24 protein-coding genes and 1 riboswitch are annotated in these 23,628 nt (G+C 65.7%); of the genes, 9 read left to right on the top strand and 15 right to left on the bottom strand.

Annotation, left to right across the window (positions count from 1 at the left end; all coding sequences use genetic code 11):
• Window positions 1-13: 13 nt before the first annotated feature.
• The 3 genes from BM118_RS16930 to metX all read right to left on the bottom strand — a co-directional run bounded on the left by BM118_RS16930 (window position 14) and on the right by metX (window position 3,120).
• Window positions 14-1,093: a saccharopine dehydrogenase family protein gene (locus BM118_RS16930; protein WP_092186657.1), complete on the bottom strand. Its 1,080-nt coding sequence runs from the start codon at window positions 1,091-1,093 to the stop codon at window positions 14-16.
• A 147-nt stretch (window positions 1,094-1,240) separates the two neighbouring features.
• The gene (gene metW / locus BM118_RS16925; RefSeq protein ID WP_177234382.1) at window positions 1,241-1,903 is read right to left on the bottom strand and encodes a methionine biosynthesis protein MetW; all 663 of its coding nucleotides are present in this window, start codon (window positions 1,901-1,903) and stop codon (window positions 1,241-1,243) included.
• Between the two features lie 14 nt (window positions 1,904-1,917).
• Window positions 1,918-3,120 carry a homoserine O-acetyltransferase MetX gene (gene metX, locus BM118_RS16920; RefSeq protein WP_092186655.1) on the bottom strand — a complete coding sequence of 401 codons (1,203 nt, stop codon included), beginning with the start codon at window positions 3,118-3,120 and terminating at the stop codon, window positions 1,918-1,920.
• 93 nt (window positions 3,121-3,213) lie between these two features.
• Window positions 3,214-3,293: riboswitch (SAM riboswitch) on the bottom strand.
• 215 nt (window positions 3,294-3,508) lie between these two features.
• On the opposite strand from metX, the gene BM118_RS16915 reads away from it, so the two are divergent.
• From BM118_RS16915 to BM118_RS16905, 3 genes are read left to right on the top strand one after another with little or no spacing between them, the layout of a single operon-like run.
• Window positions 3,509-4,357 (top strand): chorismate mutase, encoded by an 849-nt coding sequence (locus BM118_RS16915; protein WP_092186654.1) that lies wholly within the window; start codon window positions 3,509-3,511, stop codon window positions 4,355-4,357.
• Window positions 4,358-4,389: 32 nt separating this feature from the next.
• Window positions 4,390-5,487 (top strand): histidinol-phosphate transaminase, encoded by a 1,098-nt coding sequence (hisC, locus tag BM118_RS16910; protein WP_092187038.1) that lies wholly within the window; start codon window positions 4,390-4,392, stop codon window positions 5,485-5,487.
• Window positions 5,484-6,419 carry a prephenate/arogenate dehydrogenase family protein gene (locus BM118_RS16905; protein ID WP_092186653.1) on the top strand — a complete coding sequence of 312 codons (936 nt, stop codon included), beginning with the start codon at window positions 5,484-5,486 and terminating at the stop codon, window positions 6,417-6,419. Before hisC ends, BM118_RS16905 begins: the two co-directional genes overlap by 4 nt.
• 118 nt (window positions 6,420-6,537) lie before the next feature.
• Here BM118_RS16905 and BM118_RS16900 read toward each other — a convergent pair whose 3' ends face one another.
• The gene (locus BM118_RS16900) at window positions 6,538-7,722 is read right to left on the bottom strand and encodes a DUF2125 domain-containing protein (RefSeq protein ID WP_092186652.1); all 1,185 of its coding nucleotides are present in this window, start codon (window positions 7,720-7,722) and stop codon (window positions 6,538-6,540) included.
• A gap of 110 nt (window positions 7,723-7,832) precedes the next feature.
• On the opposite strand from BM118_RS16900, the gene BM118_RS16895 reads away from it, so the two are divergent.
• The gene (locus tag BM118_RS16895) at window positions 7,833-8,444 is read left to right on the top strand and encodes a gamma-glutamylcyclotransferase (protein ID WP_177234381.1); all 612 of its coding nucleotides are present in this window, start codon (window positions 7,833-7,835) and stop codon (window positions 8,442-8,444) included.
• Here BM118_RS16895 and BM118_RS16890 read toward each other — a convergent pair.
• The 4 genes from BM118_RS16890 to ftsE form a co-directional block, all read right to left on the bottom strand.
• Window positions 8,441-9,214, bottom strand: a complete 774-nt coding sequence (locus BM118_RS16890) for a lysophospholipid acyltransferase family protein (RefSeq protein ID WP_092187037.1) — start codon at window positions 9,212-9,214, stop codon at window positions 8,441-8,443. The two genes, BM118_RS16895 and BM118_RS16890, sit on opposite strands and share 4 nt — an antisense overlap.
• A gap of 22 nt (window positions 9,215-9,236) precedes the next feature.
• Window positions 9,237-9,941 carry a YdcF family protein gene (locus tag BM118_RS16885; RefSeq protein WP_092186650.1) on the bottom strand — a complete coding sequence of 235 codons (705 nt, stop codon included), beginning with the start codon at window positions 9,939-9,941 and terminating at the stop codon, window positions 9,237-9,239.
• Window positions 9,942-10,082: 141 nt separating this feature from the next.
• Complete coding sequence (locus tag BM118_RS16880; protein WP_092186649.1) at window positions 10,083-11,051, bottom strand: cell division protein FtsX; 969 nt, start codon at window positions 11,049-11,051, stop codon at window positions 10,083-10,085.
• Window positions 11,044-11,703, bottom strand: coding sequence for a cell division ATP-binding protein FtsE (ftsE, locus tag BM118_RS16875; RefSeq protein ID WP_027544305.1), 660 nt, complete (start codon window positions 11,701-11,703; stop codon window positions 11,044-11,046). The genes BM118_RS16880 and ftsE overlap by 8 nt, the downstream gene beginning before the upstream one ends.
• A 179-nt stretch (window positions 11,704-11,882) precedes the next feature.
• Here ftsE and BM118_RS16870 point away from each other — a divergent pair, with 179 nt between their 5' ends.
• A complete protein-coding gene (locus BM118_RS16870) occupies window positions 11,883-12,761 on the top strand; it encodes an MJ0042-type zinc finger domain-containing protein (protein WP_177234380.1) in 879 nt (292 codons plus the stop codon).
• A 47-nt stretch (window positions 12,762-12,808) separates the two neighbouring features.
• Window positions 12,809-13,183 (top strand): response regulator, encoded by a 375-nt coding sequence (locus tag BM118_RS16865; RefSeq protein ID WP_092186647.1) that lies wholly within the window; start codon window positions 12,809-12,811, stop codon window positions 13,181-13,183.
• Window positions 13,184-13,465: 282 nt separating this feature from the next.
• On the opposite strand, the gene BM118_RS16855 is transcribed toward BM118_RS16865, so the two are convergent.
• Together BM118_RS16855 and BM118_RS16850 are read right to left on the bottom strand one after the other, a co-directional pair.
• Entirely contained in the window at window positions 13,466-14,620 is a 1,155-nt protein-coding gene (locus BM118_RS16855; RefSeq protein WP_092186646.1) for a DUF4175 family protein, read from the bottom strand.
• Entirely contained in the window at window positions 14,608-16,542 is a 1,935-nt protein-coding gene (locus tag BM118_RS16850; protein WP_092186645.1) for a TIGR02302 family protein, read from the bottom strand. Before BM118_RS16850 ends, BM118_RS16855 begins: the two co-directional genes overlap by 13 nt.
• A 182-nt stretch (window positions 16,543-16,724) precedes the next feature.
• Between BM118_RS16850 and BM118_RS16845 the strand changes: the two genes are divergently transcribed.
• Entirely contained in the window at window positions 16,725-17,108 is a 384-nt protein-coding gene (locus tag BM118_RS16845; RefSeq protein WP_008567285.1) for a carboxymuconolactone decarboxylase family protein, read from the top strand.
• Window positions 17,109-17,326: 218 nt separating this feature from the next.
• Complete coding sequence (locus tag BM118_RS16840; protein ID WP_092187036.1) at window positions 17,327-18,235, top strand: NAD(P)-dependent oxidoreductase; 909 nt, start codon at window positions 17,327-17,329, stop codon at window positions 18,233-18,235.
• Between the two features lie 171 nt (window positions 18,236-18,406).
• Here BM118_RS16840 and lysA read toward each other — a convergent pair whose 3' ends face one another.
• The 3 genes from lysA to argH all read right to left on the bottom strand — a co-directional run bounded on the left by lysA (window position 18,407) and on the right by argH (window position 21,477).
• Window positions 18,407-19,672: a diaminopimelate decarboxylase gene (lysA, locus tag BM118_RS16835; RefSeq protein WP_092186644.1), complete on the bottom strand. Its 1,266-nt coding sequence runs from the start codon at window positions 19,670-19,672 to the stop codon at window positions 18,407-18,409.
• A gap of 23 nt (window positions 19,673-19,695) precedes the next feature.
• The gene (gene lptM / locus BM118_RS16830) at window positions 19,696-19,986 is read right to left on the bottom strand and encodes an LPS translocon maturation chaperone LptM (protein WP_092186643.1); all 291 of its coding nucleotides are present in this window, start codon (window positions 19,984-19,986) and stop codon (window positions 19,696-19,698) included.
• Window positions 19,987-20,079: 93 nt separating this feature from the next.
• Window positions 20,080-21,477 carry an argininosuccinate lyase gene (argH, locus tag BM118_RS16825; protein ID WP_092186642.1) on the bottom strand — a complete coding sequence of 466 codons (1,398 nt, stop codon included), beginning with the start codon at window positions 21,475-21,477 and terminating at the stop codon, window positions 20,080-20,082.
• A gap of 105 nt (window positions 21,478-21,582) precedes the next feature.
• Here argH and tlpA point away from each other — a divergent pair, with 105 nt between their 5' ends.
• Window positions 21,583-22,248, top strand: a complete 666-nt coding sequence (tlpA, locus tag BM118_RS16820; protein WP_092187035.1) for a thiol:disulfide interchange protein TlpA — start codon at window positions 21,583-21,585, stop codon at window positions 22,246-22,248.
• Here tlpA and BM118_RS16815 read toward each other — a convergent pair.
• Together BM118_RS16815 and BM118_RS16810 are read right to left on the bottom strand one after the other, a co-directional pair.
• Window positions 22,245-22,439, bottom strand: coding sequence for a hypothetical protein (locus tag BM118_RS16815; RefSeq protein ID WP_027544315.1), 195 nt, complete (start codon window positions 22,437-22,439; stop codon window positions 22,245-22,247). The genes tlpA and BM118_RS16815 overlap by 4 nt on opposite strands.
• Before the next feature lie 173 nt (window positions 22,440-22,612).
• Entirely contained in the window at window positions 22,613-23,494 is an 882-nt protein-coding gene (locus BM118_RS16810) for a 3-hydroxybutyryl-CoA dehydrogenase (RefSeq protein WP_092187034.1), read from the bottom strand.
• Window positions 23,495-23,628 lie beyond the last annotated feature (134 nt).

Raw genomic sequence — 23,628 nt, 5'->3', positions numbered from 1 at the left:
TGATCGGCGCGCATCAGCCCGTTGGAAACTCAACGCGCAACCCGTTCTTGGCCAGCCTCGCGAAGAACGGACCGGGCTCGATGACCTGCTCCGGCATCCACGCGCCGGGTTCGGGCACCCTTCTTTCGATCAAGGCACGCGCCACTCCGGAAGCACCGGCGGCGGCCGCATCAGCCTGGGTACGGCCATGGAGGATCGCGCACTGTGTCGATCCATTGTGCGTCACATCCACGCGCAGCGCGAAGCGCGCTCCATCGCGCGAGGGGCGGTCGCGCCGTGTCTGCGCGATGCGGTGACGGATCGAATCGATCGACAGCAGGCGTCGGGCACCGGTTTTCGAGAGAACCGCGAGCAAGCCAGCGAGCCAGGACGGCTCGATTGCGAGCCGCGTGCGCACCGAATTCGCGCCCATGGTTCGCGGATAAAGAACCTGGTCCGAGAATGGGAAGAGATAGGCGGAATGGACGCCAACGGGTGGCCCGAAGTCGACGGCACGGGGCTCGCTGAACGGCGAGGCGCGGACATCCCGTCCGTCGACTCTGATATCGAACGGCATCGTCAGCTCTTGCAGAAAATAGTCGAATGAGGCCGGTCCGCTGACGTCGTTCGCGCCGAGCAGCAGCGCGGTCTCGATGTCATCGCAGCCTCCCAGCCTGTCTGCGAGGGCGCGTACAATCACACTGGAGATGCCGGGGACGATTCCGGTTCCGAGAACGACGCGGGCTCCCGCGGCCCGAGCGGCCGCATCAATGCTCTCATAGGCCGCACCACGCCCAAGCTCGGTCAGATGCGGCGTGATGTCCGTGTATGCGAGGCCGCGAGCGATCGACGCATGCAACACCGTGCGGCCAGGCTGATCGATGCAGCTGATCACGGCGGTCACGCCTTTCAGCGCTGCGGCGATCGATTGAGGATCGAGAATATCGATCGCGCGGCCGCGAACGCCATGTCCGATCTCGACGGCACACGCGTTGGCACGCGTCAGATTGCGGCCACCGACCACGATCCGTTCCGGATAGTCCGGAGCGAGGTCCAGCGCGATGCGGCGACCAACGACGCCATAGCCGCCAATGATGAGAATGTCCTGATGCATGCCCGTTCGACCCACCCACGCCGAACAAGCCTAATGCCCGGTGCCTTGGGAAGGTTGACCTGCGTCAACGGCAAAGCCTCGCGGTCACGCGGATGCGTGCGTCCGCAGCCGGGCTCGACGTCGTGCCGTCCCGGAATGACGGAGGGATTACTTCCCTCCGCCGCGTGTCAGCAGAAACACCCCCTGCTCGCCGAACATGTTCCACACCCACCAGGGCAGGTTCAGCGGCACCGGGCGGCCATAGAGATCGAGCGCCACCGAGCGTTCCATCTTGACGTTGATCTCGTCGCAGAGCTCGACGAAATCCTTGATGGTGCAGAAGTGGATGTTGGCGGTGTCGTACCAGGTCGCCGGCAGGTTCTCGGTGCGCGGCATGTGGCCGCCGATCAGGAGTTGGAGCCGCATCTTCCAGAAGCCGAAGTTCGGGAACGACACGATGGCGCGGCGACCGATGCGCAGCAGATTCTCCAGCACCACACGCGGCTGCCGCGTCGCCTGGAGCGTCTGCGACAGGATCACGTAGTCGAAGGCATCATCGGGATAGTTCACGAGGTCGGTATCGGCGTCGCCCTGCACCACCGCGAGGCCCTTGGCGACGCACCGGTTGACGCCCTCGCGCGACAATTCGATGCCGCGGCCGTCGATGCCGCGGGTCTCCAGAAGCTGGAGCAGGTCGCCGTCGCCGCAGCCGACATCGAGCACCTTCGAGCCCGGCTTGACCATTTCGGCAACGAGCAGATGGTCGGCGCGAAAATGACCTGATCGCTCCGAGTCAAGGCCGCCCAGCGGCAGCACTTCCTGCACTGACATCCTGGCCACCCTCGTTAGCTGTTCTTGCCGTTGAGTCCGCGCGCCTTGCCTGCCGATTCCAGGAAGGCGCGGGCGATGTCGAAGAATTCGGGCACGTCGAGCAGGAAGGCGTCATGGCCGCGATCGGTCTCGATCTCGGCAAACGACACCCGCGCGCTCGACGCATTCAGCGCATGCACCAGCGCGCGCGATTCCGAGGTCGGAAACAGCCAGTCGCTGGTGAAGGAGACCACGCAGAAGCGCGTCTTGATGCCGGTGAACGCCTTCGCCAGCACGCCGCCATGGTCGCCGGCGATGTCGAAATAGTCCATCGCGCGCGTCAGATAGAGATAGGAGTTGGCGTCGAAGCGCTCGACAAAGGACGAGCCCTGGTAGCGCAGATAGGACTCGACCTGGAAGTCGGCGTCGAACGAGAAGGTCGGCAGATCGCGGTCCTGCATGCGCCGGCCGAACTTGCGATGCAGCGCGGCGTCGGAGAGATAGGTGATGTGCGCCGCCATCCGTGCAACCGCGAGCCCACGATGCGGATGGATGCCGTGATCGGCATAGCCGCCATTGTGCCAGTCGGGATCGGCCATCACGGCCTGGCGGCCGAGCTCGTGAAAGGCGATGTTCTGCGCCGAGTGCCGCGTCGAGCAGGCAATCGCCAGTGCGGAATACACGCGCTTGGGGTAGGCCGCCGTCCATTGCAGCACTTGCATGCCGCCCATCGAGCCGCCGACCACAGCGAATAGCGTGTCGATGCCGAGCCGGTCGATCAGCATCGCCTGCGCGCGAACCATGTCGGGGATGGTGATGACCGGGAAATCCAGGCCCCACACCTTGCCGGTCGCAGGATTGATCGAGGCAGGCCCGGTCGAGCCCATGCAGCCACCGATGACATTGGCGCAGATGATGAAGTATTGGCTCGGATCGAGCGGACGGCCCGCACCGACCAACGTTTCCCACCAACCGGGCTTGCCGGTGACGGGGTGCACATTGGCGACATGCTGGTCGCCGGTCAGCGCATGGCAGATCAGGATGGCGTTGGAACGATCGGCGTTCAGCTCGCCATAGGTCTGGTAGGCGATCTGGAACGGGGTGAGATCTATGCCGCAGTCGAGCCGCAGCGGCTGGTCGGCGCCGAAATGCACGACCTGCGAGCTCGGATGATCCACCTCATGCGACCGTTCATCGGCACTGATCGCGGGACTCGGAAGCGATGTGACGCCAACCATCTCTGACCATCGACCTCGTTTGCGATCGGACTTCAGACCGCCACTGACATCAGGCCATAAAAAACCCGGCCTGAACGATAGGTTCGGCCGGGATCGGAAGCGTCCCCGGCCTGTTTAGCGAGTTTTTTAACGTGGCTGCAAGCCGGCCGGCTCAAATGACCACGGAACAGGCAAAACTTAGCGGCTTGGACGGTTTTCGTCAAGATACGGTCCGGATTAACCAAATTCGTCCTGTCGCGTCGGCCGAAAGGGCCCAATTTCCCTTTGCATTTCTCTTTGCTTTCGCCGCTCCGACTGCCTAATCAAGACATCGACCGCAGCGGGTCCGACCTTACTGATCTACTTGGCCGACCCGCATTGGAACGCCTCTCAACAGCACTTGCCAGATATGTCCCAACGTCCGCCCGCGCCACCATCGCTGCAGGAATTGCGCAAGGAGATCGACGCGATCGACGAGGGCATGCATCGCCTCCTGATGCAGCGCGGCGACATCATCGACCGCCTGATCCAGGTGAAGCAGACCCAGGAGGTCGGCTCTGCGTTCCGGCCGGCGCGCGAGGCCGACATGATGCGGCGGATCGTGGAGCGCCATCGCGGCATCCTGCCGCTCGACACGGTCGAGAGCATCTGGCGCGTCATCATCGCGACGTTCACTTACGTGCAGGCACCGTTCGCGGTGCATGCCGACATCTCGGTGAGCGAGCCCGCGATGCGCGATTCCGTGCGATTCCATTTCGGCTTCACCGTGCCTTACGTCGCGCATTTCAGCGCGCAGGCGGCGGTCGAGGCGGTGGCGAAATCCAAGGGCGATCTGGCGCTGGTCTCGGCGACTTCCAGCCGCACCCCGTGGTGGCTGGAGCTGGAAGCCGAAGGCGCACCGAAGATCATCGCGCGGATGCCTTTCGTCGAGCGCGCCGACCATCCGGCCGCGCTGCCCGTGTTCGCGATCTCGCGCGTCGCCGACAGCGCCCTGGTGACGGAGGTGGAGACCTTCAGCGTGCGTGTCTCGGGGTGGAATGCCGAGATCGCGCGGGCGCTGTCGCCGCTCGCCGACATCGTGGCGGTGCCCGATACCGCCTTCGACGGCGCGGCGCTGCTGGTCTCGGTCACGGGCGCGAGCAGCATCGACAAGATCAAGGCTGCCCTGATCGAGGCGGGGGCCTCGGTGCGCTCCACGGCCCTCGTCGGCAGCCACGCAACGCGCTATACGGTGCCCCCGACCGGGTCGAAATCGTAAGTCACGAGCCGCCTGCCATTCCGGAGTTGAAGATGTCCCGCCCCGTGCCGAACCCCGGCATTCTCGATATTGCGCCTTACACGCCCGGCAAGAGCCCGGTGCCGGAACCGGGCCGCAAGGTGTTCAAGCTCTCGGCCAACGAGACGCCGTTCGGTCCCTCGCGCAAGGCGATCGAGGCCTTCAAGAACGTGGCTGATCATCTGGAAGACTATCCGGAAGGCACCTCCCGCGTGCTGCGCGAGGCGATCGGCCGCAGCTTCGGCCTCGACCCCAACCGCATCATCTGCGGCGCGGGCTCGGACGAGATCCTCAACCTGCTCGCCCACACCTATCTCAGCCAGGGCGACGAGGCGATTTCGACCACGCACGGCTTCCTGGTCTATCCGATCGCGACCATGGCGGTCGGCGCCAGGAACGTGATCGCACAGGAGACCAACTTCACCTGCAACGTCGACGCCATCCTCAAGGCTGTGACGCCGAAGACGAAGCTGGTGTGGCTCGCCAATCCGAACAACCCGACCGGCACCTATATTCCGTTCGACGAGGTTAAGCGCCTGCGCGCCGGCCTGCCCTCGCACGTGCTGCTGGTGCTGGACGCCGCCTATTCCGACTACGTTTCCCGTAACGACTACGAAATGGGGATCGAGCTCGTCGCCACCACCGAGAACACCGTGGTGACCCACACCTTCTCCAAGATCCACGGCCTCGCCGCGCTGCGCATCGGCTGGATGTTCGGCCCCGAGCACATCATCGACGCGATCAACCGCATCCGCGGTCCGTTCAACGTGTCGACGCCGGCGATGTATGCCGCGGTCGCCGCGATCGAGGACACCGCGCATCAGGCGATGTCGAAGCAGTTCACCGAGACCTGGCGCAACTGGCTCACCGAGGAGATCGGCAAGCTCGGGCTGAAGGTGACGCCGAGCGTCGCCAATTTCGTGCTGATCCACTTCCCGACCGACAAGGGCAGGACCTCGGACGAGGCCGATGCCTTCCTGACCAAGCGGGGCCTCGTGCTGCGGGCACTGAAGAACTACGGCCTGCCGCATTCACTGCGCATGACCATCGGCACCGAGGAGGCCAACCGCCTCGTCGTCGACGGTTTGCGCGACTTCATGGCCGGCAAATGAGCGTACAGCCGCATTTCCAGCGCGTCGCCCTGATCGGCTTCGGCCTGATCGGCGGCTCGATCGCGCGCGCTGCGAAGCTCCAGGGCCTGGCCGGCGAGATCGTCACCACCGCGCGCTCGGAGAAGACGCGCGCCCGCGTGCTCGAGCTCGGCATCGTCGACCAGGTCGTGGCGACGAATGTGGAGGCCGTGAAGGATGCCGATCTCGTCATCCTCTGCATTCCCGTCGGCGCCTGCGGACCGGTGGCGCAGGAGATCGCCGCGCATCTGAAGCCCGGCGCGATCGTCTCCGACGTCGGCTCCGTGAAGGGCGCGATCGTCAGGGACATGGCGCCGCATCTGCCGAAGACCGTTCATTTCGTGCCGGCACACCCCGTGGCCGGCACCGAGCACTCGGGCCCGGACTCCGGCTTCGCCGAGCTCTTCATCAACCGCTGGTGCATCCTCACCCCACCGGAAGGCGTCGACGCGTCGGCCACCGATCGCTTGCGCGCCTTCTGGGCGGCGATGGGTGCCAAGGTCGAGGTGATGACGCCGGATCACCATGATCTCGTGCTCGCGATCACCAGCCATCTGCCGCATCTGATCGCCTACACCATCGTCGGCACCGCCGACGAGCTGCAGCAAGTGACGGAATCGGAAGTGATCAAGTTCTCTGCCGGCGGCTTCCGCGATTTCACCCGCATCGCAGCGTCCGACCCGACGATGTGGCGCGACGTCTTCCTCGCCAACAAGGAGGCCGTGCTGGAGATGCTCGGCACCTTCACCGAGGATCTGGCAAAACTCACCCGCGCGATCCGGCGCGGCGACGGCGAGGCGCTGTTCGACCACTTCACCCGTACCCGCGCCATCCGTCGCGGCATCGTCGAGATCGGCCAGGATTCGGCGGCGCCCGACTTCGGCCGGCCGCATGCGGCGCTGAAGAAGCCGTAGCTCCTGTCATTCCGGGGCGCCCGAAGGGCGAGCCCGGAATCCATTGGGCCACGGCGCACGCGGTGAAATGGATTCCGGGTTCGATGCTACGCATCGCCGCGGAATGACGAGAGAGGTTTTAATACAGCGGCGGGATCTGGCCGACCTTGACCGGGCCGAGCAGCACGGCGCCGTCCACGAATTTCAGCGGGAAGCTGCGGGCCTTCTTGCCTTCCAGCGTGCTCTCGGTGCCGATCGAATTGATGCCGGCGGCAACGCCGGCATTGGCGTTCTGCTTGATGACCTTGCCGAGGCCGGGGACGGCGCGATCGAGCGCGCCGAACAGATTGTTGAGATCCTGCGACTTCACGCCGGGTGCGACGCGGTCGAGGGTTGCCTGCGGCACGCCCTCTTCCAGCATCTTCTCGATGCCGAGCGCCGGGATCACCCGCTCGAGGCCCGTCACCGTCATCTGCAATTCGCCGTCGAGTCGGCCATTGGCCGAGAGTCCGAGCGTGCCGGCTGCGACCGCGATCATCTCGCCCTGCTGGATCCGCGACTGCACGATCTCGATATGGCCGCCGGCGGCCTGGATCTCGCGGAAGCGCTGCGGCCAAGGTTTTGGCGTGAGGTCGGAGAGGCCGGTGACCTTGGCGCGCGTGTCCGCCTCGAACGGCTCGGCAAGCAAGGGGTGCACGCCCTGGATGCTGCCCTGCGCGACATGGAGCACGGTCTCGATCACGGGATGATCGGACGGCGATCCGTCCGCGAGGCGCCCGTGCAACTCGACCTGCTTGGCGCGCGCGAGCGGCACCTGCACGCTGCCGTCGAGCCGGTTGATGACGGGATCGTCGAACACGATGGAGGCGCGGTCGGGCACCGCCGGCAGGCCGACCACGCTGCTACGGCCCTTGCTCCAGTTCACCACGAAGGTGTTTTGCGTAACGCCGTCGGTGAGGGTTGCCGGCGCGGAGAATTCGGCGATGACGCGCTTGGGATCGTAGACCTGGGCGACGACCAGGATGTTGTCGAGCTTGGCCGTGAACGGCGTCTTGCTCGCGTTCTGCGAGACCAGGGCGACGCTGGCACCGGAACACTGGACCTCGAAGCGGAACGGGAAGCCCGCGATCGAGCGCTTGGCGCAATCATAGATGCGGCCGGACTTGGCCTCCTGCGCGCGCCAGGCGTCCGCGGCGATCTCGGCCTGCGAAGCGGCATAGAACCAGAAGCAGCTCCACGCGACGGCGAGGATCAGGAGGAGAATGGGTGCGATGAAAAGGCCCCAACGGGGGCGGCGGCCTGCGGCAACGGTCAGATTGGACATGCGGCGACCCTTTGACCTCAGATGATGGCAAATGTAAGCGAGGTTCGGCTGCGACGAAAGGCGGAGAATTCACTTCGCTTGGAGGCGCGGTTCTGGTAGCCGTGCCCGCCATGTCGGAAATCACCCTCCCCTCCGTCACGACAGCCAAGGGCGACCTCTGGGTGTTCGGCTATGGCTCGCTGATGTGGCGGCCGGGCTTCGAATTTAGGGAGCGCGTCCCGGCGCGGCTGGTCGGCGAGCATCGTGCGCTCTGCGTCTATTCCTTCGTGCATCGCGGCACGCCGGAGAAGCCGGGCCTGGTGCTCGGGCTCGATCGCGGCGGCGCCTGTCGCGGTATCGCCTTCCGCGTCGCCGAAAAGGACCGCGCCGACGTCGTCGCCTATTTGCGGGAACGCGAGCAGGTGACGTCGGTCTATCGCGAGGTGATGCGTTCGGTGTGGCTGGAGAACGATGCGCGGCAGCGCGTCTCCGCACTCGCTTATGTCGTCGACCGCGGCCATGCGCAATATGCCGGCCGGCTGTCGCTCGCCGATCAACATCGCCACGTGCTCCAGGGTCACGGCCAGTCCGGGGCCAACCGCGACTACGTGACCGCGACGGTGAAGGCGATCGAGGCCGAAGGCTTTCGCGACGCGCAACTGCATCAGCTCGCGACCATGCTGCATGGGGAAGCGCATTCCCTGCACGCGCCGGCTCCGAGCGAAGACCGCGAAAGTCGCTAGCTGCCGGTCGGCGCGTAGCTCGGTGCCGAACCGATCAATTGCTCCTGCTCCTTGCGGCCCGCTTCGACGAGGCGGCCGGTCGCCTCTTCGATCGCCGTTTGCACGCGGGAGAGATACTCGTCCTTCGGCAGGCCCGCCGGCAGCGGATCGAGAAACTCCACCACCAGCGTGCCGGGATAGCGCATGAAGGTGCGGCGCGGCCAGAACAGGCCGGAATTGAGCGCGATCGGCAGACACGGCACGCCGCAGGACGAATAGATCTGCGCAAAGCCGGTCTTGTAGTCGGGGGGCGCGCCCGGCGCGCGGCGCGTGCCCTCCGGAAAGATCACGAGCTGGCGGCCGCTGCGCACCGCCGCGCGCGCCCGCCGCGTCATGTCCAGCAGCGCCTTCACGCCGGCCTTGCGATCGATCGCGATCATCCCGGTCTTGACCAGGAACTGACCGAACACCGGAATCTGCATGAGCTGGCGCTTGAGGATGAAGATCGGGCGGTCGAAGAACCCCGGCAACACGAAGGTTTCCCAGAACGATTGATGCTTTGCCACGATCACCAGCGGCCCCTTCGGGATCTTCTCCTGCCCGCGGAATTCCACCTTGATGTTGCAGATCACCCGCATCAGGACCAGCGTCGCCTTCGCCCACCATTCCGCGACCGTCAGCATGGCGCGCGGCGGCATCGCAAAGGTCGGCAGCGCCACGATCGCGAGACACACCAGCACGGCATAGAACAGCACGTTGAACAGGAGCGAGCGCAGGAAAATCAAGAACATCGACGATCCGATCAATTGCCGATCAATTGGCCTGTGCAGTGGCGGGCCGCTTCGGCTGCATCCCGGGAGGCTGCTCCGATACTTCGGGCGAAAGGTCAATCCCGAAATCCTCCAGCCGCACCCTGAGTTCGGCCGCAATGTACTTGACATATTCCGACAGCAGCAGCCGCAAGGTGGACGCCGAGGCCCACCACGGCTCCTCGCGCCATTTGTCGCCGACCACGGCGAACGGGATCAGAATCGTCTGCGGCATCGCGTGCGAGAATTCCACCAGCGCGCGCGGCATGTGATAATTCGAGGTCACCACGATCAGCGATTTGAAGCGGCGCGCCTGCGCCCAGCGGCGCGCCTCCGCCGCATTGCCGCGGGTCGAGAGCGCGGTGCGGTCGAGGTCGACGCAGCAGGTCATGAAGGACTGGTTCTCCGGCAGGGTCCGCGAGATGTCGCTTGCGGTCGAGGTCGGATGCACGCCGGAAATCAGCAGCCGCCTGCCGTAACCGGCAGCCAGCAGCTCCATCGCATCCGACACCCGCGAGGAGCCGCCGGTCAAGACCACGATGCCGTCTGCCTTGCGGTCCGGCACGATCTCGGCGCCACGCAATTGCGACAGGAACGCGATGAAGCCCGCCGCCGCGCCGACGAAGGCGAACGCGATCGTCGACACCACGGCTGCGCGCAGCCAGCCACGCGGCAATTTCGGCGATCGATCGTCGGTCGGCGAGGTCATGCGATGTCGGTAATCCCTTCCCCGGATGATTTTAAAACGTTTTGAGGCGAAGTGGAGTCCGGTTTCTTCACCCTCTCCCACAAGGGAAGAAGGGAAAGCAGCGAGCCCGCGGCAAGCATTTCACTCAACCATACACTTCACTCAATCCACATCATTCAGCGTCGCGAACAGCGTCTGGCGCGAGGCGACGGCGGTGATGGCGCCGATCAGGACTGCCTGCACCGCGAGCACGACATAGCCGGAGGGCCGCAGCGAGAAGGTGCCGAGCAGGGCGGCGAACTGGTCGCCGACGGGCGTCCCCGAAAACCAGCCGGCGATCGACTCGGAGAAGCCGAACACCAGCATGGCGGCGCCGCCGCCGATCACGCCGCCCTCCAGGCCCAGCCTGAGGAAATGGCGCAGGAAGCGGTTGGCGATGTAGCGATCGCCGGCGCCGACGAAATGCAGGACCTCCACGATCGGGCGGTTCGCCGCCATGGCGCCGCGGGTGGCGAACGACACCGAGATGATGGTCGCGATGATGACGAGCGCGAGGATGCCGAGACCAGCGAGCACGGTGGCATTGGTCATCGAGCGCATCCGCTCGATCCAGGCGCGGTGATCGTCGACGCTGGCGCTTGGCGCCACTTGCGTCACGCGGGCGCGCAAGGCGACGAGATCGAGCGCCGTGCCGGGCTGCACGCGCGCGATGATCATGCGCGGCACCGGCAGATCGTCCATCGACAGGCCGGTGCCGAGCCAGGGCTCGAGCAGCTTGCCGCTCTCGTCCTTGGTGAACGGCTTGACCTCGACGATGCCGGCCTGGGCGCGCATCGCTTCGGTCACCGCGGCGGTGTCGCGCTCGAGGTCGCGCCCGGACTGCGGGCGAATCTGGATGGTGATCTCGCTCGCGACATCCGACTGCCATTCGGCGGCGGAGGCGCTGACCAGCAGCACCGTACCGGTGGTCATCGAGGCGAGGAAGGTCATGATGGCGACGACGGCAACCAGCGCGCGGCCGTGGATCGAGGCGCGCGGCACGATCGGCGACATGTTGCGCGCCTTGGCCGGAAGCTGCGGACGCTCCTGTCCGAGATCGACCAGCACGCCGCGATCGTCGGTCCTACTCATAGACGTGCAGCCGTCCCTGATGCAGCACCAGCCGCCGCGCCTCGTACTGGTCCATCAGGCCGATGTCGTGGGTCGCGATGATGACGGCGGTGCCGGATTTGTTGAGCTCGATGAAAAGGCGCAGCAGGCGGCGGCCGAGCGTCGGATCGACGCTGCCGGTCGGCTCGTCCGCGAGCAGAAGCTGCGGCCGCGAGATCACCGCGCGCGCGATCGCCGCACGCTGCTTCTCGCCGCCGGACAGGATCGGCGGCAGCGCGTCCATGCGCTCGCCGAGTCCGACCCAGCGCAGGAGGTCGATGACCTCCTTGCGATAGCTCGACTCGCTGCGGCCCATGACGCGGAACGGCAGCGCGACGTTCTCGTAGGTCGTCATGTGATCGAGCAGGCGGAAATCCTGGAGCACGATGCCGATGCGCTTGCGCAGGTCAGCGATCTCGTCCTTGCCGAGCTGCGAAATGTCGTGGCCGAACAGGTTGACGAGGCCGCGCGTCGGCCGGTGCGACAGGAACAGCAGGCGCAAGAGCGAGGTCTTGCCGGCGCCGGACGGGCCGGTGAGAAACTGGAAGGAGTGCGCCGGGATCTGGAAATTGAGGTCGCGCAGGATCTCCGGCCCCAGACCGTAACGCAATCCGACATTTTCGAACCGAACCAAGCTCAGCTCCGTTCGAGAGGGGGCGATGGCCGCGACGCGACGCTCCGCCACACGCGATCAACGGTTTTTGCGACCGTTATGGTTTCCGGTTCGTTAACGGTCGCCCTGTAGCATCCTGGACGCCCGGGTCTCCGCGACCCTGGCATCGTCAAGACTCGTTCATGCATCAAGGCTCGTCCATGCATATCGTCTGCCCCCATTGTACGACATCCTACGCCATCAAGCTTGCAAGCCTGGGGGCGAACGGGCGGACAGTCCGCTGCTCCCGGTGCAAGCAGACCTGGGTCGCCTATGCCGAGGATGCCATCGAGGAGGCGTCCGTCCCGGCCATGGCCGCAGCCAGCCAGGCCGACGACCAGTCCGACCTCGCCGAGCAGTGGAACTCCTACGCCAAGGACGACGGCGCCACCGACACGCCTGTCGTCGACAGCCCTTCCATCGCCAGCGACTGGCCGGACGAGGACGCCAAGGAAGCCGAGGACGAATGGTCGGCGGCGGCCCGGGAGGCCGAGGATGAGGTCGCCGGCGCGCAGCACCAGTCCTGGTTCCGCGGCCTGTTCAGCCGGCGCGGGGCACGGGTGAGGCGTCAAGCCCCCACCGCGGCGCCGCGAAAGTCCCATTTCGGCCTGCCGACCGCCTGCGCCGCCATGGGCGCGCTGGTGCTGGCCCTGATCGTCTGGCGCGGCGACATGGTGCGGCTGCTGCCGCAGACCGCAGCCTTCTACAAGATGGTCGGCCTCGACGTTAACCTGCGCGGGCTGGCCTTCAAGGACGTCAAACTCTCCAGCGAGACCGTTGACGGTAAGCAGGTGCTGGTGATCGAGGGCGTCATCGTCGGCGAGGGCAAGAAGCCGCTCGACATCCCGCGGCTGCGCTTTGCGGTGCGCGACGCGCAAGGCGCTGAGATCTATGCTTGGAATACGGTGCTGGAGCAGACCGTGCTGCGGCCCGGCGAGCGGGCCTTCTTCCGCTCGCGCCTGGCCTCTCCTCCGCCGGAGGGCCGCAATATCGACGTTCGCTTCTTCAACCGGCGCGACATTGCCGGCGGCAGCGCGTAATCAGGCTCGCAAGGTCCGCACGGGAGATTGGTCCCAAGGTTGGTCCCATGCCAAAAATCTTGATCGCCGACGACGAGGATTCGATGCGCCAGCTGGTGGCGCGCGCCATCGCCATGGACGGGCACCAGACCGTGACCGCACAGGACGGCGCCGAGGCGCTGGAGATCCTGACCCGCGAGGACGGCGCATTCGACTTGCTGCTCACCGACATCCAGATGCCGGTCATGGACGGCATCGCGCTGGCGCTATCCGCCGCGCGCGATTTCCCCGACCTGACCATTCTGCTGATGACCGGATTTGCCGACCAGCGCGAGCGCGCCTCGAACCTCAACGCGCTGGTGCATGACGTCGTGACCAAACCGTTCTCGGTCGCCGACATCCGCACCGCAGTGGCGGACGCGCTGGCGGCGAAGAAGGGGTAGCGGCGGTCACTTCAGCGCTTGTCGCCCGCATGAGCGAAGCGACATGCGGGGAGAGTCGTCCCGGATGTCGCTTCGCTCATCCAGGCTACGGCACTGCCGTTACGCGATTATCGTCCTGCATACACGGTGTCGTCCTGGCGAAGGCCAGGACCCATACCGCGAGGTCTATCTTCCAGGAATCGATAGCCGTACCGGGCGACGAGTCTTCGCCAAACCGCTCCTTGGGGTAATGGGTCCTGGCTTTCGCCAGGACGACATTGGGGAGATAGTTGGGGTATCGCCTCAAAAATCCTTCAGCAGCCGCTCGATATAATCGAGCTCGATCTGCGGACGCGAGGTATCGCCCAGGCGGCGGCGGAGTTCTTCGAGGATGCGGCGGACGCGCTGGGCGTCGATCTCGCCGGGGATCTTGACCGTGTAGTCGTCGCCGTACTCGCGGCCGTGAAGCGGACGACCGAGCGGATCGGTCTGATTGCCGCCGCTCTGCTGGCGGCCGGCCCGGTTGCCCGGACCATCGCCCTGCCCGTCACCATCGCCCTGCTGCATCGCCTCGGCCATCTTCTGCGCGCCCTTGCGCAAGGCTTCGAGAGCCTTGCCCTGCGAGTCCACGGCACCATCCGCATTGCCCTCGCCGAGCTTTGATCCGGCATCGCCCATGGCACCGTCGGCGGTGTCCAGGCTGCCGTCATCATCGCCTTGGTCACCGTCCTGATCGCCATCCTGGCCGGGCTGTCCCTGATCGCCCTGCTGACCTTTCTGCCCCTGTTGCCCTTTCTGGCCCTTTTGTCCCTTCTGCGTGAGGCCGCGCTTGGCGAGCTCGTCCTGCAACTTCTTCAGCCGGTCGCGCAGCGCCTGCTGGTCCTGCTGGAGGTCCGACATCGACTGGTCGCCCTGCGGCTTGCCGCGCGAGCGGTCACGCCGGGAATCCTGGCCCTGCTTGTAGGTCTTGTCGCGCAATTGCTGCTGCTTGCGGATCATGTCGCTGAGCTCGTTGAGCGCCTGCTCCATGTCGCTGTCGCCGGATTGGCCGGGCTGCGCCATCTGGAGATTTTCCATGATCTGCGCCAGCTGCTCGAGCATGCGCTGCGCCGCCTCGCGATTGCCTTCGCGCGCCGCCTTCTCGATCTGCTTCAGGAGATCGTCCAGATCCCGCTGCGTGATGACGGAGCGATCGCGATTGGAGGACTGGTTTCTTTCCGTCGCGCGCTTGTACTCCTCGAGCTTCTGAATGGCGTCGGATTGGTTGCTCAGGCTGCGCCCGGACTCCTTCTGCCGGAGGTTATCGCCGGCATCCTGCATCGCCTTTTCCGCGCTATCGAGCAGCGCATCGGGATCCTGATCCTGCTGGGCAGCGACGGACGGGAGGCCTCCCAACAGGAAGGCGAGGCAGGCGATCGACATCGCCTTCAAGACTGGCACGCGTGCTAGCTTCCGCATTTCCGGTCCCGCGTAAACTGGTTGGCCCCGTCGTCCCCCGCCTTGGCCCGGTTGCTCGCCGACTTGCGATAGGCCTGAAGCTGCTGGCGCAAAGCGTCCTGCTGCTGCGCCAGCTCCTCGAGCTGGTCGGGCGTCGCGTGCTGGGTCTTTTGTCGCAGCTCGACGGCCTTGTCGAGGATGAGCTGGACCTCCGCCGGGAACGGCTGCCGGGGTCCCAGCGGATTTTGCTCGGCGCGCCGGGCGAGGTCGCGCACCTTGCCGGCCATGGCCTCGCGGAGCTTTTGCGTCAGCACCCGGATCTCGTCCTCGCTGGCACCGCGTTCCAGCGCCCGCTTGAGCGCATCCTGCGCCGAGCGCAGCGCGGCGTTGACGCTGCCGGCGACACCGTCGTCCTCGATGGTGACCGCGAACGCCCACATGCTCGCCACCACGTCACGCATCGCGTCGTCGGTGCGGGCCGCCTCGAGCTGGAGCGCCAAGCTGCGCAGACCGAGGTAGCAGCCGGCATCCGGGGTGAACAATTCGGGCGCGATCATCAGCGCGTCGAGCGCGGCGTAGACGTCGGAATTCTTGTTGGCGTCGAGCGCGAGGATGCGGCGCTGCTCGATCAGCGCGCGCGCGAGCGGGTTCGTGAACAGCCGCTCGGGCAGGCGCATGTTGAAGGGTTCGCTTCGGGCCTCGTTGCCGGCCTCGTCCTTGGCGGTGAGCCTCAGCGTGACGTCGGCGCCGGCATAGGGATCCTCGCTGAGGTCCTTCACCGTCTGGCCGACGCCGTTGCGGGTGCGCGCATTCGGCAGCACCAGCGGGAATTGCGGCGGCTGGAACAGCGGCCGTGCGGCAGCCTTGGTATCGGCGTCCTTGCTGCCATCTTTGGCATCGGCGGAGCGCAGGCCAAATTGCGCTTCGGCGCCGGTGACGCCGTAATCGTCCTCGATCTTGTAGGAGAGCTGAAGCGCACCGCGCGCCTGGCGCTCCGGATCCTTGGCCAGCGCGATCGTCGGCGGGCGGTCCGGCGTTACCGCAAACGCCCATTGCGGCTGGCCGGAGGGGGCGCGGACATGCGCGGTGCCGTCGCCGGTGATGGCGAAATGCTTCTCGTTGGTGCCCTTGGGCGTGGCTTCGGTGGGGGCGACCTCCTTGAGGCCGCCGGAGACCGCGACATCCAGGCTGCCGCCGGAGGAGCGCACGATCAGGGTCGAGCCGGCGGGAACGGCGAGCGGGCCGCCGGCGGGCAGCGCCGCGGCCTCCTTGTTGGCGGCCGACAGGATCACCGGCGGCTTGCCGGTATAGAGCGGCGGCGTGACCCAGGCATCGACGCGAACGTTGGTCGGCGCCAGCACGCCGTTCCAGTCGAAGGCCGCGCCGAGCCGCATCGCGCGCTCGTTGCCGGCGGCGAAGAAGGTCGCAACCAGCATCACCATGACCAGCGCACGCAGCGCCCAGGGATCGTGGAGAGCGAGCCGCGGGCGCGGCAGACCGGCACGGATGCGCTTGAGCGAGGCCAGCGTACGCTCGCGCTGCGCCTGCCACAGCGCCTTCGCGACCGGGTCCTGCGAGGTCAGCGTGTCCGTGAGCGTGGTGGCCGGGCGGTGACGGATGCCGGAGCCGCGGTCGAGCCGGCGCAAAGCTTCCTCGCGGCTCGGCCAGCGGAAGCGAACCAGCGGGAACAGGGCGGCAATCGCGACGCCGGCGAAAACGACGAGACCAATGGCGCGGGCAAGGAACGGCAGCGCCAGCCAGAGACCGGCCCAGGACAACGCCAGGAACAGGCCGACGACGGTCAGAAGCCGCGCCAGATTCGGCCAGGCACGCTCCCACGCGATGGCATATCTGGCCCGATCGAGGGCCTGCGCCAGCTTCAGCCGCGACAGAGCGTCGCCATCGCGGATCGGGTCTGACGGGTCGGGGGTGACGCCGTTCAATCAGCTCTCCAGGTTGCCCGGTAAAGAAGAGCGTATCACAACGGCAGCACTGAGGCATCCGTTCCTGTACGGGAGAGCCCCCTTTTCCCGCATAACACGAGGACGTGACTGGCCCGCCGCAACCCCGTAATTTCCGCGCCGCCATCCAAGGGACAAGCAAAAAGGGAAACGAAGGAAACGCCATGGACAAGAAGATGCACGACAAGGGCCTGGAAGTCCGCAAAGCGGTGCTGGGGGAAGCCTATGTCAACAACGCCCTGAAGAACGTCGACGATTTCAACCGCCCGTTCCAGGAGATGCTCAACGAATATTGCTGGGGCACGGTGTGGGGCCGCGAGGAGCTGCCGCGCAAGACCCGCAGCATGCTCAACATCGCGATGATCGCGATCCTCAACCGCCAGCACGAATTCCGCGCGCATCTGAAGGGCGCGCTCACCAACGGCGTCACCCGCGACGAAATCCGCGAGATCCTGATGCAGGTCGCGATCTATGGCGGCATGCCGGCCGCAGTCGACAGTTTCCGCATCGCGCGCGAGGTGTTCGCGGAGATCGACGGGAAGGCGTGAGGGGGCGCATGGGTGAGGGAGGCAATGTCGCTCACCCACGTCGTCCTGGCGAAAGCCAGGACCCATAACCACCGCCGGACGCGGTTACGGGGACTCGGAGTTACCACTTCGCGCCACGACTTCTCCTTGGGTAATGGGTCCTGGCTTTCGCCAGGACGACACCGAGGATGGGGGCGCGCAGATCAATGAACAACAAAGACGAAAAACAAGGAAACACCATGGATATCGGATTCATCGGCCTCGGAAACATGGGTTTCCCGATGGCGCGGCGGCTGGTCGAGGCGGGCCACAAGCTCGTCGTGTTCGACACGCGCAAGGAGGTCGTCGACAAGCTGATCGCGCGCGGCGCGACGCCAGCGACATCACCGAAGGACGTGGCCGATCAGGTCGAGACCGTGATGGCGAGCCTGCCCTCGCTGCAAGCTTCGCTTGAAGTTGCAACGGGGACGAATGGCGTGATCGAGGGCAAGCGCGTCAAGCGCTTCATCGATCTGTCCACCGTCGGCTCGGCGATGGCTTCGAAGATTCACGGCCTGCTCGCCAAGCGCGGCATCGTGCAGATCGACTGCCCCGTCTCCGGCGGCGTCGGCGGCGCCGAGAAGGGCACGCTGGCGGTGATGGTGTCGGGGCCGAAGGCGGAGTTCGAGCTGCTGAAGCCCGCGCTCGATGTGATCGGAAAGGTGTTCTTCATCGGCGAGAAGCCGGGCGCAGCCCAGACCATGAAGCTCGCCAACAATTTCCTCTCGGCCACCGCGATCGTGGCGACATCGGAAGCGGTCGTCATGGGTGTGAAGGCCGGGCTCGATCCCGCCGTGATGATCGACGTCATCAATGCCGGCTCGGGCATGAACACCGCGAGCCGCGACAAGTTTCCGCGCGCGGTGCTGCCGCGCACGTTCGATTTCGGCTTCGCCACGGGGCTGATGGTGAAGGACGTCCGCCTCGCGCTGGAGGAAATGAAGCAGCTCGGCCTGTCGATGGAGGTCGCGGACGCCGTCGGGCGCCTGTGGGAGACCGTGATCAGCGCGGAAGGCGCCGAGTCCGATTTCACCGCGGCGATCAAGCCGATCGAGAAGAAGGCGGGGGTTGTGGTTGGTGGGAAGACGGGTGGTTTGGCGGGAAAGTAGCGCGCCCTTCTCCGCCGTCGTCCCGGCGAAGGCCGGGACCCATACCGCGGAATCTATCGATTGTGGGCGGTAGGAGTACCGAACGACGAGTCTTCGTCAAACCACTCCCTGGGGTTATGGGTCCCGGCCTTCGCCGGGACGACACCGAAATTGTTGAGCCGCTGTCGCGCCTCACAGCCACGGCGCCGGCGTGTCCATGGCGATGAGCTGCTCGACCTCGATGCGCGGGCGCACCACGGCGTACTGGTCGCCCTTCACCAGCACCTCGGGCACCAGTGCACGCGTGTTGTAGGTGCCGGCCTGCACCGCGCCATAGGCTCCGGCGGTCATGATGGCGAGGAGATCGCCCGCCTTCGGCGTCGGCAGCGTGCGGTCGAGCGCGAGATAATCGCCGGTCTCGCAGACCGGGCCGACGACATCGGCCACCATCGTCGCCGCATCGCTGGCCGGCTGCGTCACCGGCAGGATGTCGTGATGGGCTTCATACAGCGTCGGGCGGATCAGATCGTTCATCGCGGCGTCGATGATGACGAAATTCTTGCCGTCGCCGTGCTTCACATAGATCACCTTGGCGACCAGGATGCCAGCATTGCCGACGATCATGCGGCCCGGCTCGAACATCAGCGTGCAGCCGAGATTATGGCTGACGCGCTTGACCATGGCGGCATAGGCATCGGGCGCCGGGGGCGCCTCGCGGTCCATGTAATAGGGAATGCCGAGGCCACCGCCGAAATCGACATGAGAGATGTCGTGGCCGTCGGAACGCAGCGTCTGCACGAATTCGGAGAGAATGCGAAACGCCGTCTCCATCTTGGACAGGTCGGTGATCTGGCTGCCGATATGCACGTCGGTGCCGGTCACCTGGATCCCGGGCATCTTCGCCGCGCGCGCATAGACCTCGCGCGCATGCGCGATCGGGATGCCGAACTTGTTCTCGGACTTGCCGGTGGAGATCTTGGCATGCGTGCCGGCGTCGACATCGGGATTGACGCGCACGGAAATCCGCGCGGTCTTGCCCATCTCGGTCGCAAGGCGCGACAACAGCTCGAGCTCCGGCTCGGATTCGACGTTGAGGCAGAGGATGTCGGCGGCGAGCGCAGCGCGCAGCTCTTCTTCCGTCTTGCCGACGCCGGAGAACAGGATCTTGCGGGCGGGGATACCCGCGGCCAGCGCACGCTTCAACTCACCGCCGGAGACCACGTCGGCGCCGGCGCCAAGCTTGGCGAGCGTGCGCAGCACCGACTGGTTGGAGTTCGCCTTCATGGCGTAGCAGACCAGCACCTTCTCGCCGGCGAAAGCATCAGCGAAGACGCGGTAATGCCGCTCCAGCGTTGCGGTCGAATAGCAATAGAACGGCGTGCCGACGGTTGCGGCCAGCTCGGACAGGTTCACCGCCTCGGCGTGCAGCACGCCGTTGCGGTAGTCAAAATGGTTCATGGCGTTGGCTCAGTTGCCCCAGCCTATCTGCTGGGTTTGTCGTCCAGGAGCGGGTCGAGAATAAACGGTTTCTTCCTGCCCTTGGACGCCGCGGGGGCGGCATCGGCCCCGTAGGTGGGGTTGAACACGCTCGGCGTCTTCTGGGCTTCGGTCTCGGTGTCGGTCGGCGCAGCACCGTTGGCCGCGGGCACGTTGGAGGCGGTTGGCGGCAAATCCAGCGGGCCCTTGCGGCCACAGCCGGCAAGCGCGAGCGCCGTCAGGCTCAAGACAATGATGGCCCACCCCGAGCCGGCCGGGCGAAACTTTGACGTCACGACGAAATCCCCACTACGCGGGCCGCACCATACAGAGATTGGCGCACTCTGGCGAGAGCCGGATGACCATGAAACATAAGCGAAATTTTGCCCTCAGCCCAATTTTCGCTCTTTTTCCAGCCGCTTCAGCCAGGCCTTGGCCTGGGAGGCTACGTTCTTCGGCGCGGTGCCGCCAAAGCTGGTCCGGCTCTTCACCGACGATTCGACCGAGAGCACGCCGAGCACGTCCTTGGTGATCCTGGGCTCGATCGCCTGCATCTCCTTCAGCGGCAGCTCGTGCAGCGCCACGCCGCCCTCGGCGGCCTTGGCCACGATGCGGCCGGTGACGTGGTGGGCCTCGCGGAACGGCATCTTCAGCGTCCGCACCAGCCAGTCGGCAAGATCGGTCGCGGTGGCGTAGCCCTCGCCGGCAGCAAGCCTCATCTTCGCTTCATCGGGCACGAGGTCGCGGACCATGCCGGTCATGGCGCGGATCGCGAGCGACAGCGCGGCAAAGCCCTCCATCGCGCCCTGCTTGTCCTCCTGCATGTCCTTTTGATAGGCGAGCGGCAGGCCCTTCATCACGATCAGGAGACCGTTGAGCGCGCCGATGACGCGGCCGGTCTTGGCGCGCACGAGCTCGGCGGCATCCGGGTTGCGCTTCTGCGGCATGATCGAGGAGCCGGTGGTGAACTTGTCGCTGAGCCGGATCAGGCCCACCAGCGGCGAGGTCCAGATCACGATCTCCTCGGCAAAGCGCGACATGTGCACGGCGCAGATCGAGGCCGCCGACAACGTCTCCAGCACGAAGTCGCGGTCGGAGACCGCGTCGAGCGAGTTCGCCATCGGCCGGTCGAAGGCAAGCGCCTTTGCGGTCGCGTGCCGATCGATCGGGAACGAGGTGCCGGCGAGCGCGGCGGCGCCGAGCGGCGATTCGTTGAGCCGCTTGCGCGCGTCCTGGAAACGGCCGCGGTCGCGCCCGGCCATCTCGACATAGGCGAGCAGGTGATGGCCGAAGGTCACGGGCTGCGCGGTCTGCAGATGCGTGAAGCCGGGCATCACGGTGCCGGCATGCTCCAATGCGCGCTCGACCAGCGCCTGCTGAAACGCGGCGAGCGCCGCATCGGTCTCGTCGATGACGTCGCGGACGAACAGACGGAAGTCGGTGGCGACCTGGTCGTTGCGCGAGCGCGCGGTGTGCAGCCGGCCGGCGGCGGGGCCGATCAGCTCGGACAGGCGGCTCTCGACATTCATGTGAATGTCCTCGAGCGCGCGCTTGAACGTGAAGCCGCCCTTGCCGATCTCTGACAAAATCGTGTCTAGACCCTTGCCGATATTTTTCGCATCAGAGGCCGTGATGATGCCCTGCGTGGCAAGCATCGCGGCGTGGGCCTTGGACGCGGCAATGTCCTGGGCAAAGAGGTGACGATCGACGTCGATGGAGACGTTGATCTCTTCCATGATCTCATCGGGACGTTCCGAGAACCGGCCGCCCCACATCTTGTTGCTCATGATCCCCTGCTCACGCCTTGCTTGTCGCTGGCCACGTTTGCTGGCCGCCGCCAGCCGTATTAAGAGGCCCCTGATAGCCATATCTGCGACCGGATGACAAACGATATGCTCGACACGAAGCCCTCCGCCACGCGCCGGATCCCCCTCGTCATCGCCACCGTGGCGATCGGCGGGCTGGCCGGCTTCGCTGCGCTGTACGGACTGGGCCTGAGCCGGGCGCCTACAGGCGATCCGGCCTGCCGGGCGGCGGTGGCTACGGCGCAGAAAATCGCCCCGCTCGCCCATGGCGAGGTGGCGGCGCTGACCATGGCGAGCGCGCCCTTGAAGCTGCCCGACCTCGCTTTCGAGGACGCCGACGGCAAGCCGAAAAAGCTGTCCGATTTCCGCGGCAAGACGCTGCTGGTGAACCTCTGGGCCACCTGGTGCGTGCCGTGTCGGAAGGAAATGCCGGCACTGGACGAGCTCCAGGGCAAGCTTTCGGGCCCGAATTTCGAGGTGGTGGCGATCAATATCGATACCCGCGACCCCGAGAAGCCCAAGACCTTCCTGAAAGAGGCCAACCTGACCCGGCTCGGCTATTTCAACGATCAGAAAGCCAAGGTTTTCCAGGATCTTAAGGCCATAGGCCGGGCCTTGGGCATGCCGACCTCGGTGCTGGTCGACCCGCAGGGTTGCGAGATCGCGACGATCGCGGGGCCGGCGGAATGGGCGAGCGAGGACGCGCTCAAGCTGATCCGGGCTGCGACGGGCAAGGCCGCCGCGTCGCTTTAAGCGGTGACGTTCAGATTATTGCCGACACCCGCGCCGACATTGGCGAGCGAGGGCTGGCCGGCGCCCATCAGCGTCAGGACGGTGGATTTCTCCATATCCATGTTCTGCTTGGTCAGCGTCGCCGCAATATTCGACTGCAAGGCGCCTTGCTGAGCGGCCAGCATGGTGCTGACCATTGCCATCATGTCCATTACGCGAACCCTCGTACCGGGCGCAGCCTAGGCGCGAGCGGTTAACGCGACATGAATTGTCACGGAGCAGTAGGGTGGGCAAAGCGAAGCGTGCCCACCAATCAGGAACCTGGTTGCGGAGAGATGGCGGGCACGGCGCGTCGCGCCTTTACCCACCCTGCGGCGTTGCGGCCTTATCGCGTCGGAACCGGCTTGGCGCCGCGGTAGTCGTAGAAGCCGCGCTGGGTCTTGCGGCCGAGCCAGCCGGCCTCGACGTATTTCACCAAGAGCGGGCACGGGCGATATTTGGAATCGGCGAGGCCCTCGTGCAGCACCTGCATGATCGACAGGCAGGTATCGAGGCCGATGAAATCGGCAAGCTCGAGCGGACCCATCGGATGGTGCGCCCCGAGCTTCATCGCCGCGTCGATCGCCTCGACATTGCCGACGCCTTCGTACAGCGTGTAGATCGCCTCGTTGATCATCGGCAGCAGGATGCGGTTGACGATGAAGGCCGGGAAATCCTCGGAGACCGCGACCTGCTTGCCGAGCTTGGCGACGAATTCCTTGGACGCCTCGAAGGTCGCATCGTCGGTGGCGATGCCGCGGATCAGCTCCACCAGCTCCATCAGCGGCACCGGATTCATGAAGTGAATGCCGATGAAGCGCTCGGGCCGGTCGGTGGCGGCGGCAAGGCGTGTGATCGAGATCGAGGACGTATCCGAGGCGACGATCGCCTCGGGCTTCAACACGGCGCAGAGCTCGTGGAAGATCTTGCGCTTGACCTCCTCCTTCTCGACCGCGGTCTCGATCACGAGATCGCAGTCGGCGAGGTCGTCGAGCTTCTCGGCGGCCACGATGCGGGACAGCGCCTTGGTCTTGGCCTCCTCGGTGACGACCTTCTTGGAGACCTGGCGGGCCAGATTGCCGTTGATGGTGGCCATGCCCGACTTGAGGCGGTCGGCCGAAACGTCGTTGAGCACCACGTCGTAGCCAGCCAGCGCCGCAACATGCGCGATGCCATTGCCCATCTGACCCGCGCCGATCACGCCGACCTTCTTGATCACTGCCGCCATAATGTCATCCACCGGAACGGCGCGCATATCGCGCCTGTCTATCCCCCAAGCCGGGAGGTCTGATTTGATCAGAACCGTGATTTAATCAGAACCTTGGCTCGAAACCTAGATTGGATCGCTCCCCCGGCGCGCCC

The organism is Bradyrhizobium sp. cf659, assembly GCF_900113725.1.
Classification (GTDB): Bacteria; Pseudomonadota; Alphaproteobacteria; order Rhizobiales; family Xanthobacteraceae; genus Bradyrhizobium.
Note: the sequence above shows the minus strand (reverse complement) of the source record. Positions and strands in the feature narration are given on the sequence as shown.

Coding starts and splice junctions, on each gene's coding strand:
- BM118_RS16930 (WP_092186657.1), bottom strand. CDS start 1,093: ATGCATCAGGACATTCTCATCATTGGCGGCTATGGCGTCGTTGGTCGC.
- metW (WP_177234382.1), bottom strand. CDS start 1,903: ATGTCAGTGCAGGAAGTGCTGCCGCTGGGCGGCCTTGACTCGGAGCGA.
- metX (WP_092186655.1), bottom strand. CDS start 3,120: ATGGTTGGCGTCACATCGCTTCCGAGTCCCGCGATCAGTGCCGATGAA.
- BM118_RS16915 (WP_092186654.1), top strand. CDS start 3,509: ATGTCCCAACGTCCGCCCGCGCCACCATCGCTGCAGGAATTGCGCAAG.
- hisC (WP_092187038.1), top strand. CDS start 4,390: ATGTCCCGCCCCGTGCCGAACCCCGGCATTCTCGATATTGCGCCTTAC.
- BM118_RS16905 (WP_092186653.1), top strand. CDS start 5,484: ATGAGCGTACAGCCGCATTTCCAGCGCGTCGCCCTGATCGGCTTCGGC.
- BM118_RS16900 (WP_092186652.1), bottom strand. CDS start 7,722: ATGTCCAATCTGACCGTTGCCGCAGGCCGCCGCCCCCGTTGGGGCCTT.
- BM118_RS16895 (WP_177234381.1), top strand. CDS start 7,833: ATGTCGGAAATCACCCTCCCCTCCGTCACGACAGCCAAGGGCGACCTC.
- BM118_RS16890 (WP_092187037.1), bottom strand. CDS start 9,214: ATGTTCTTGATTTTCCTGCGCTCGCTCCTGTTCAACGTGCTGTTCTAT.
- BM118_RS16885 (WP_092186650.1), bottom strand. CDS start 9,941: ATGACCTCGCCGACCGACGATCGATCGCCGAAATTGCCGCGTGGCTGG.
- BM118_RS16880 (WP_092186649.1), bottom strand. CDS start 11,051: ATGAGTAGGACCGACGATCGCGGCGTGCTGGTCGATCTCGGACAGGAG.
- BM118_RS16870 (WP_177234380.1), top strand. CDS start 11,883: ATGCATATCGTCTGCCCCCATTGTACGACATCCTACGCCATCAAGCTT.
- BM118_RS16865 (WP_092186647.1), top strand. CDS start 12,809: ATGCCAAAAATCTTGATCGCCGACGACGAGGATTCGATGCGCCAGCTG.
- BM118_RS16855 (WP_092186646.1), bottom strand. CDS start 14,620: ATGCGGAAGCTAGCACGCGTGCCAGTCTTGAAGGCGATGTCGATCGCC.
- BM118_RS16845 (WP_008567285.1), top strand. CDS start 16,725: ATGGACAAGAAGATGCACGACAAGGGCCTGGAAGTCCGCAAAGCGGTG.
- BM118_RS16840 (WP_092187036.1), top strand. CDS start 17,327: ATGGATATCGGATTCATCGGCCTCGGAAACATGGGTTTCCCGATGGCG.
- lysA (WP_092186644.1), bottom strand. CDS start 19,672: ATGAACCATTTTGACTACCGCAACGGCGTGCTGCACGCCGAGGCGGTG.
- argH (WP_092186642.1), bottom strand. CDS start 21,477: ATGAGCAACAAGATGTGGGGCGGCCGGTTCTCGGAACGTCCCGATGAG.
- tlpA (WP_092187035.1), top strand. CDS start 21,583: ATGCTCGACACGAAGCCCTCCGCCACGCGCCGGATCCCCCTCGTCATC.
- BM118_RS16815 (WP_027544315.1), bottom strand. CDS start 22,439: ATGGACATGATGGCAATGGTCAGCACCATGCTGGCCGCTCAGCAAGGC.
- BM118_RS16810 (WP_092187034.1), bottom strand. CDS start 23,494: ATGGCGGCAGTGATCAAGAAGGTCGGCGTGATCGGCGCGGGTCAGATG.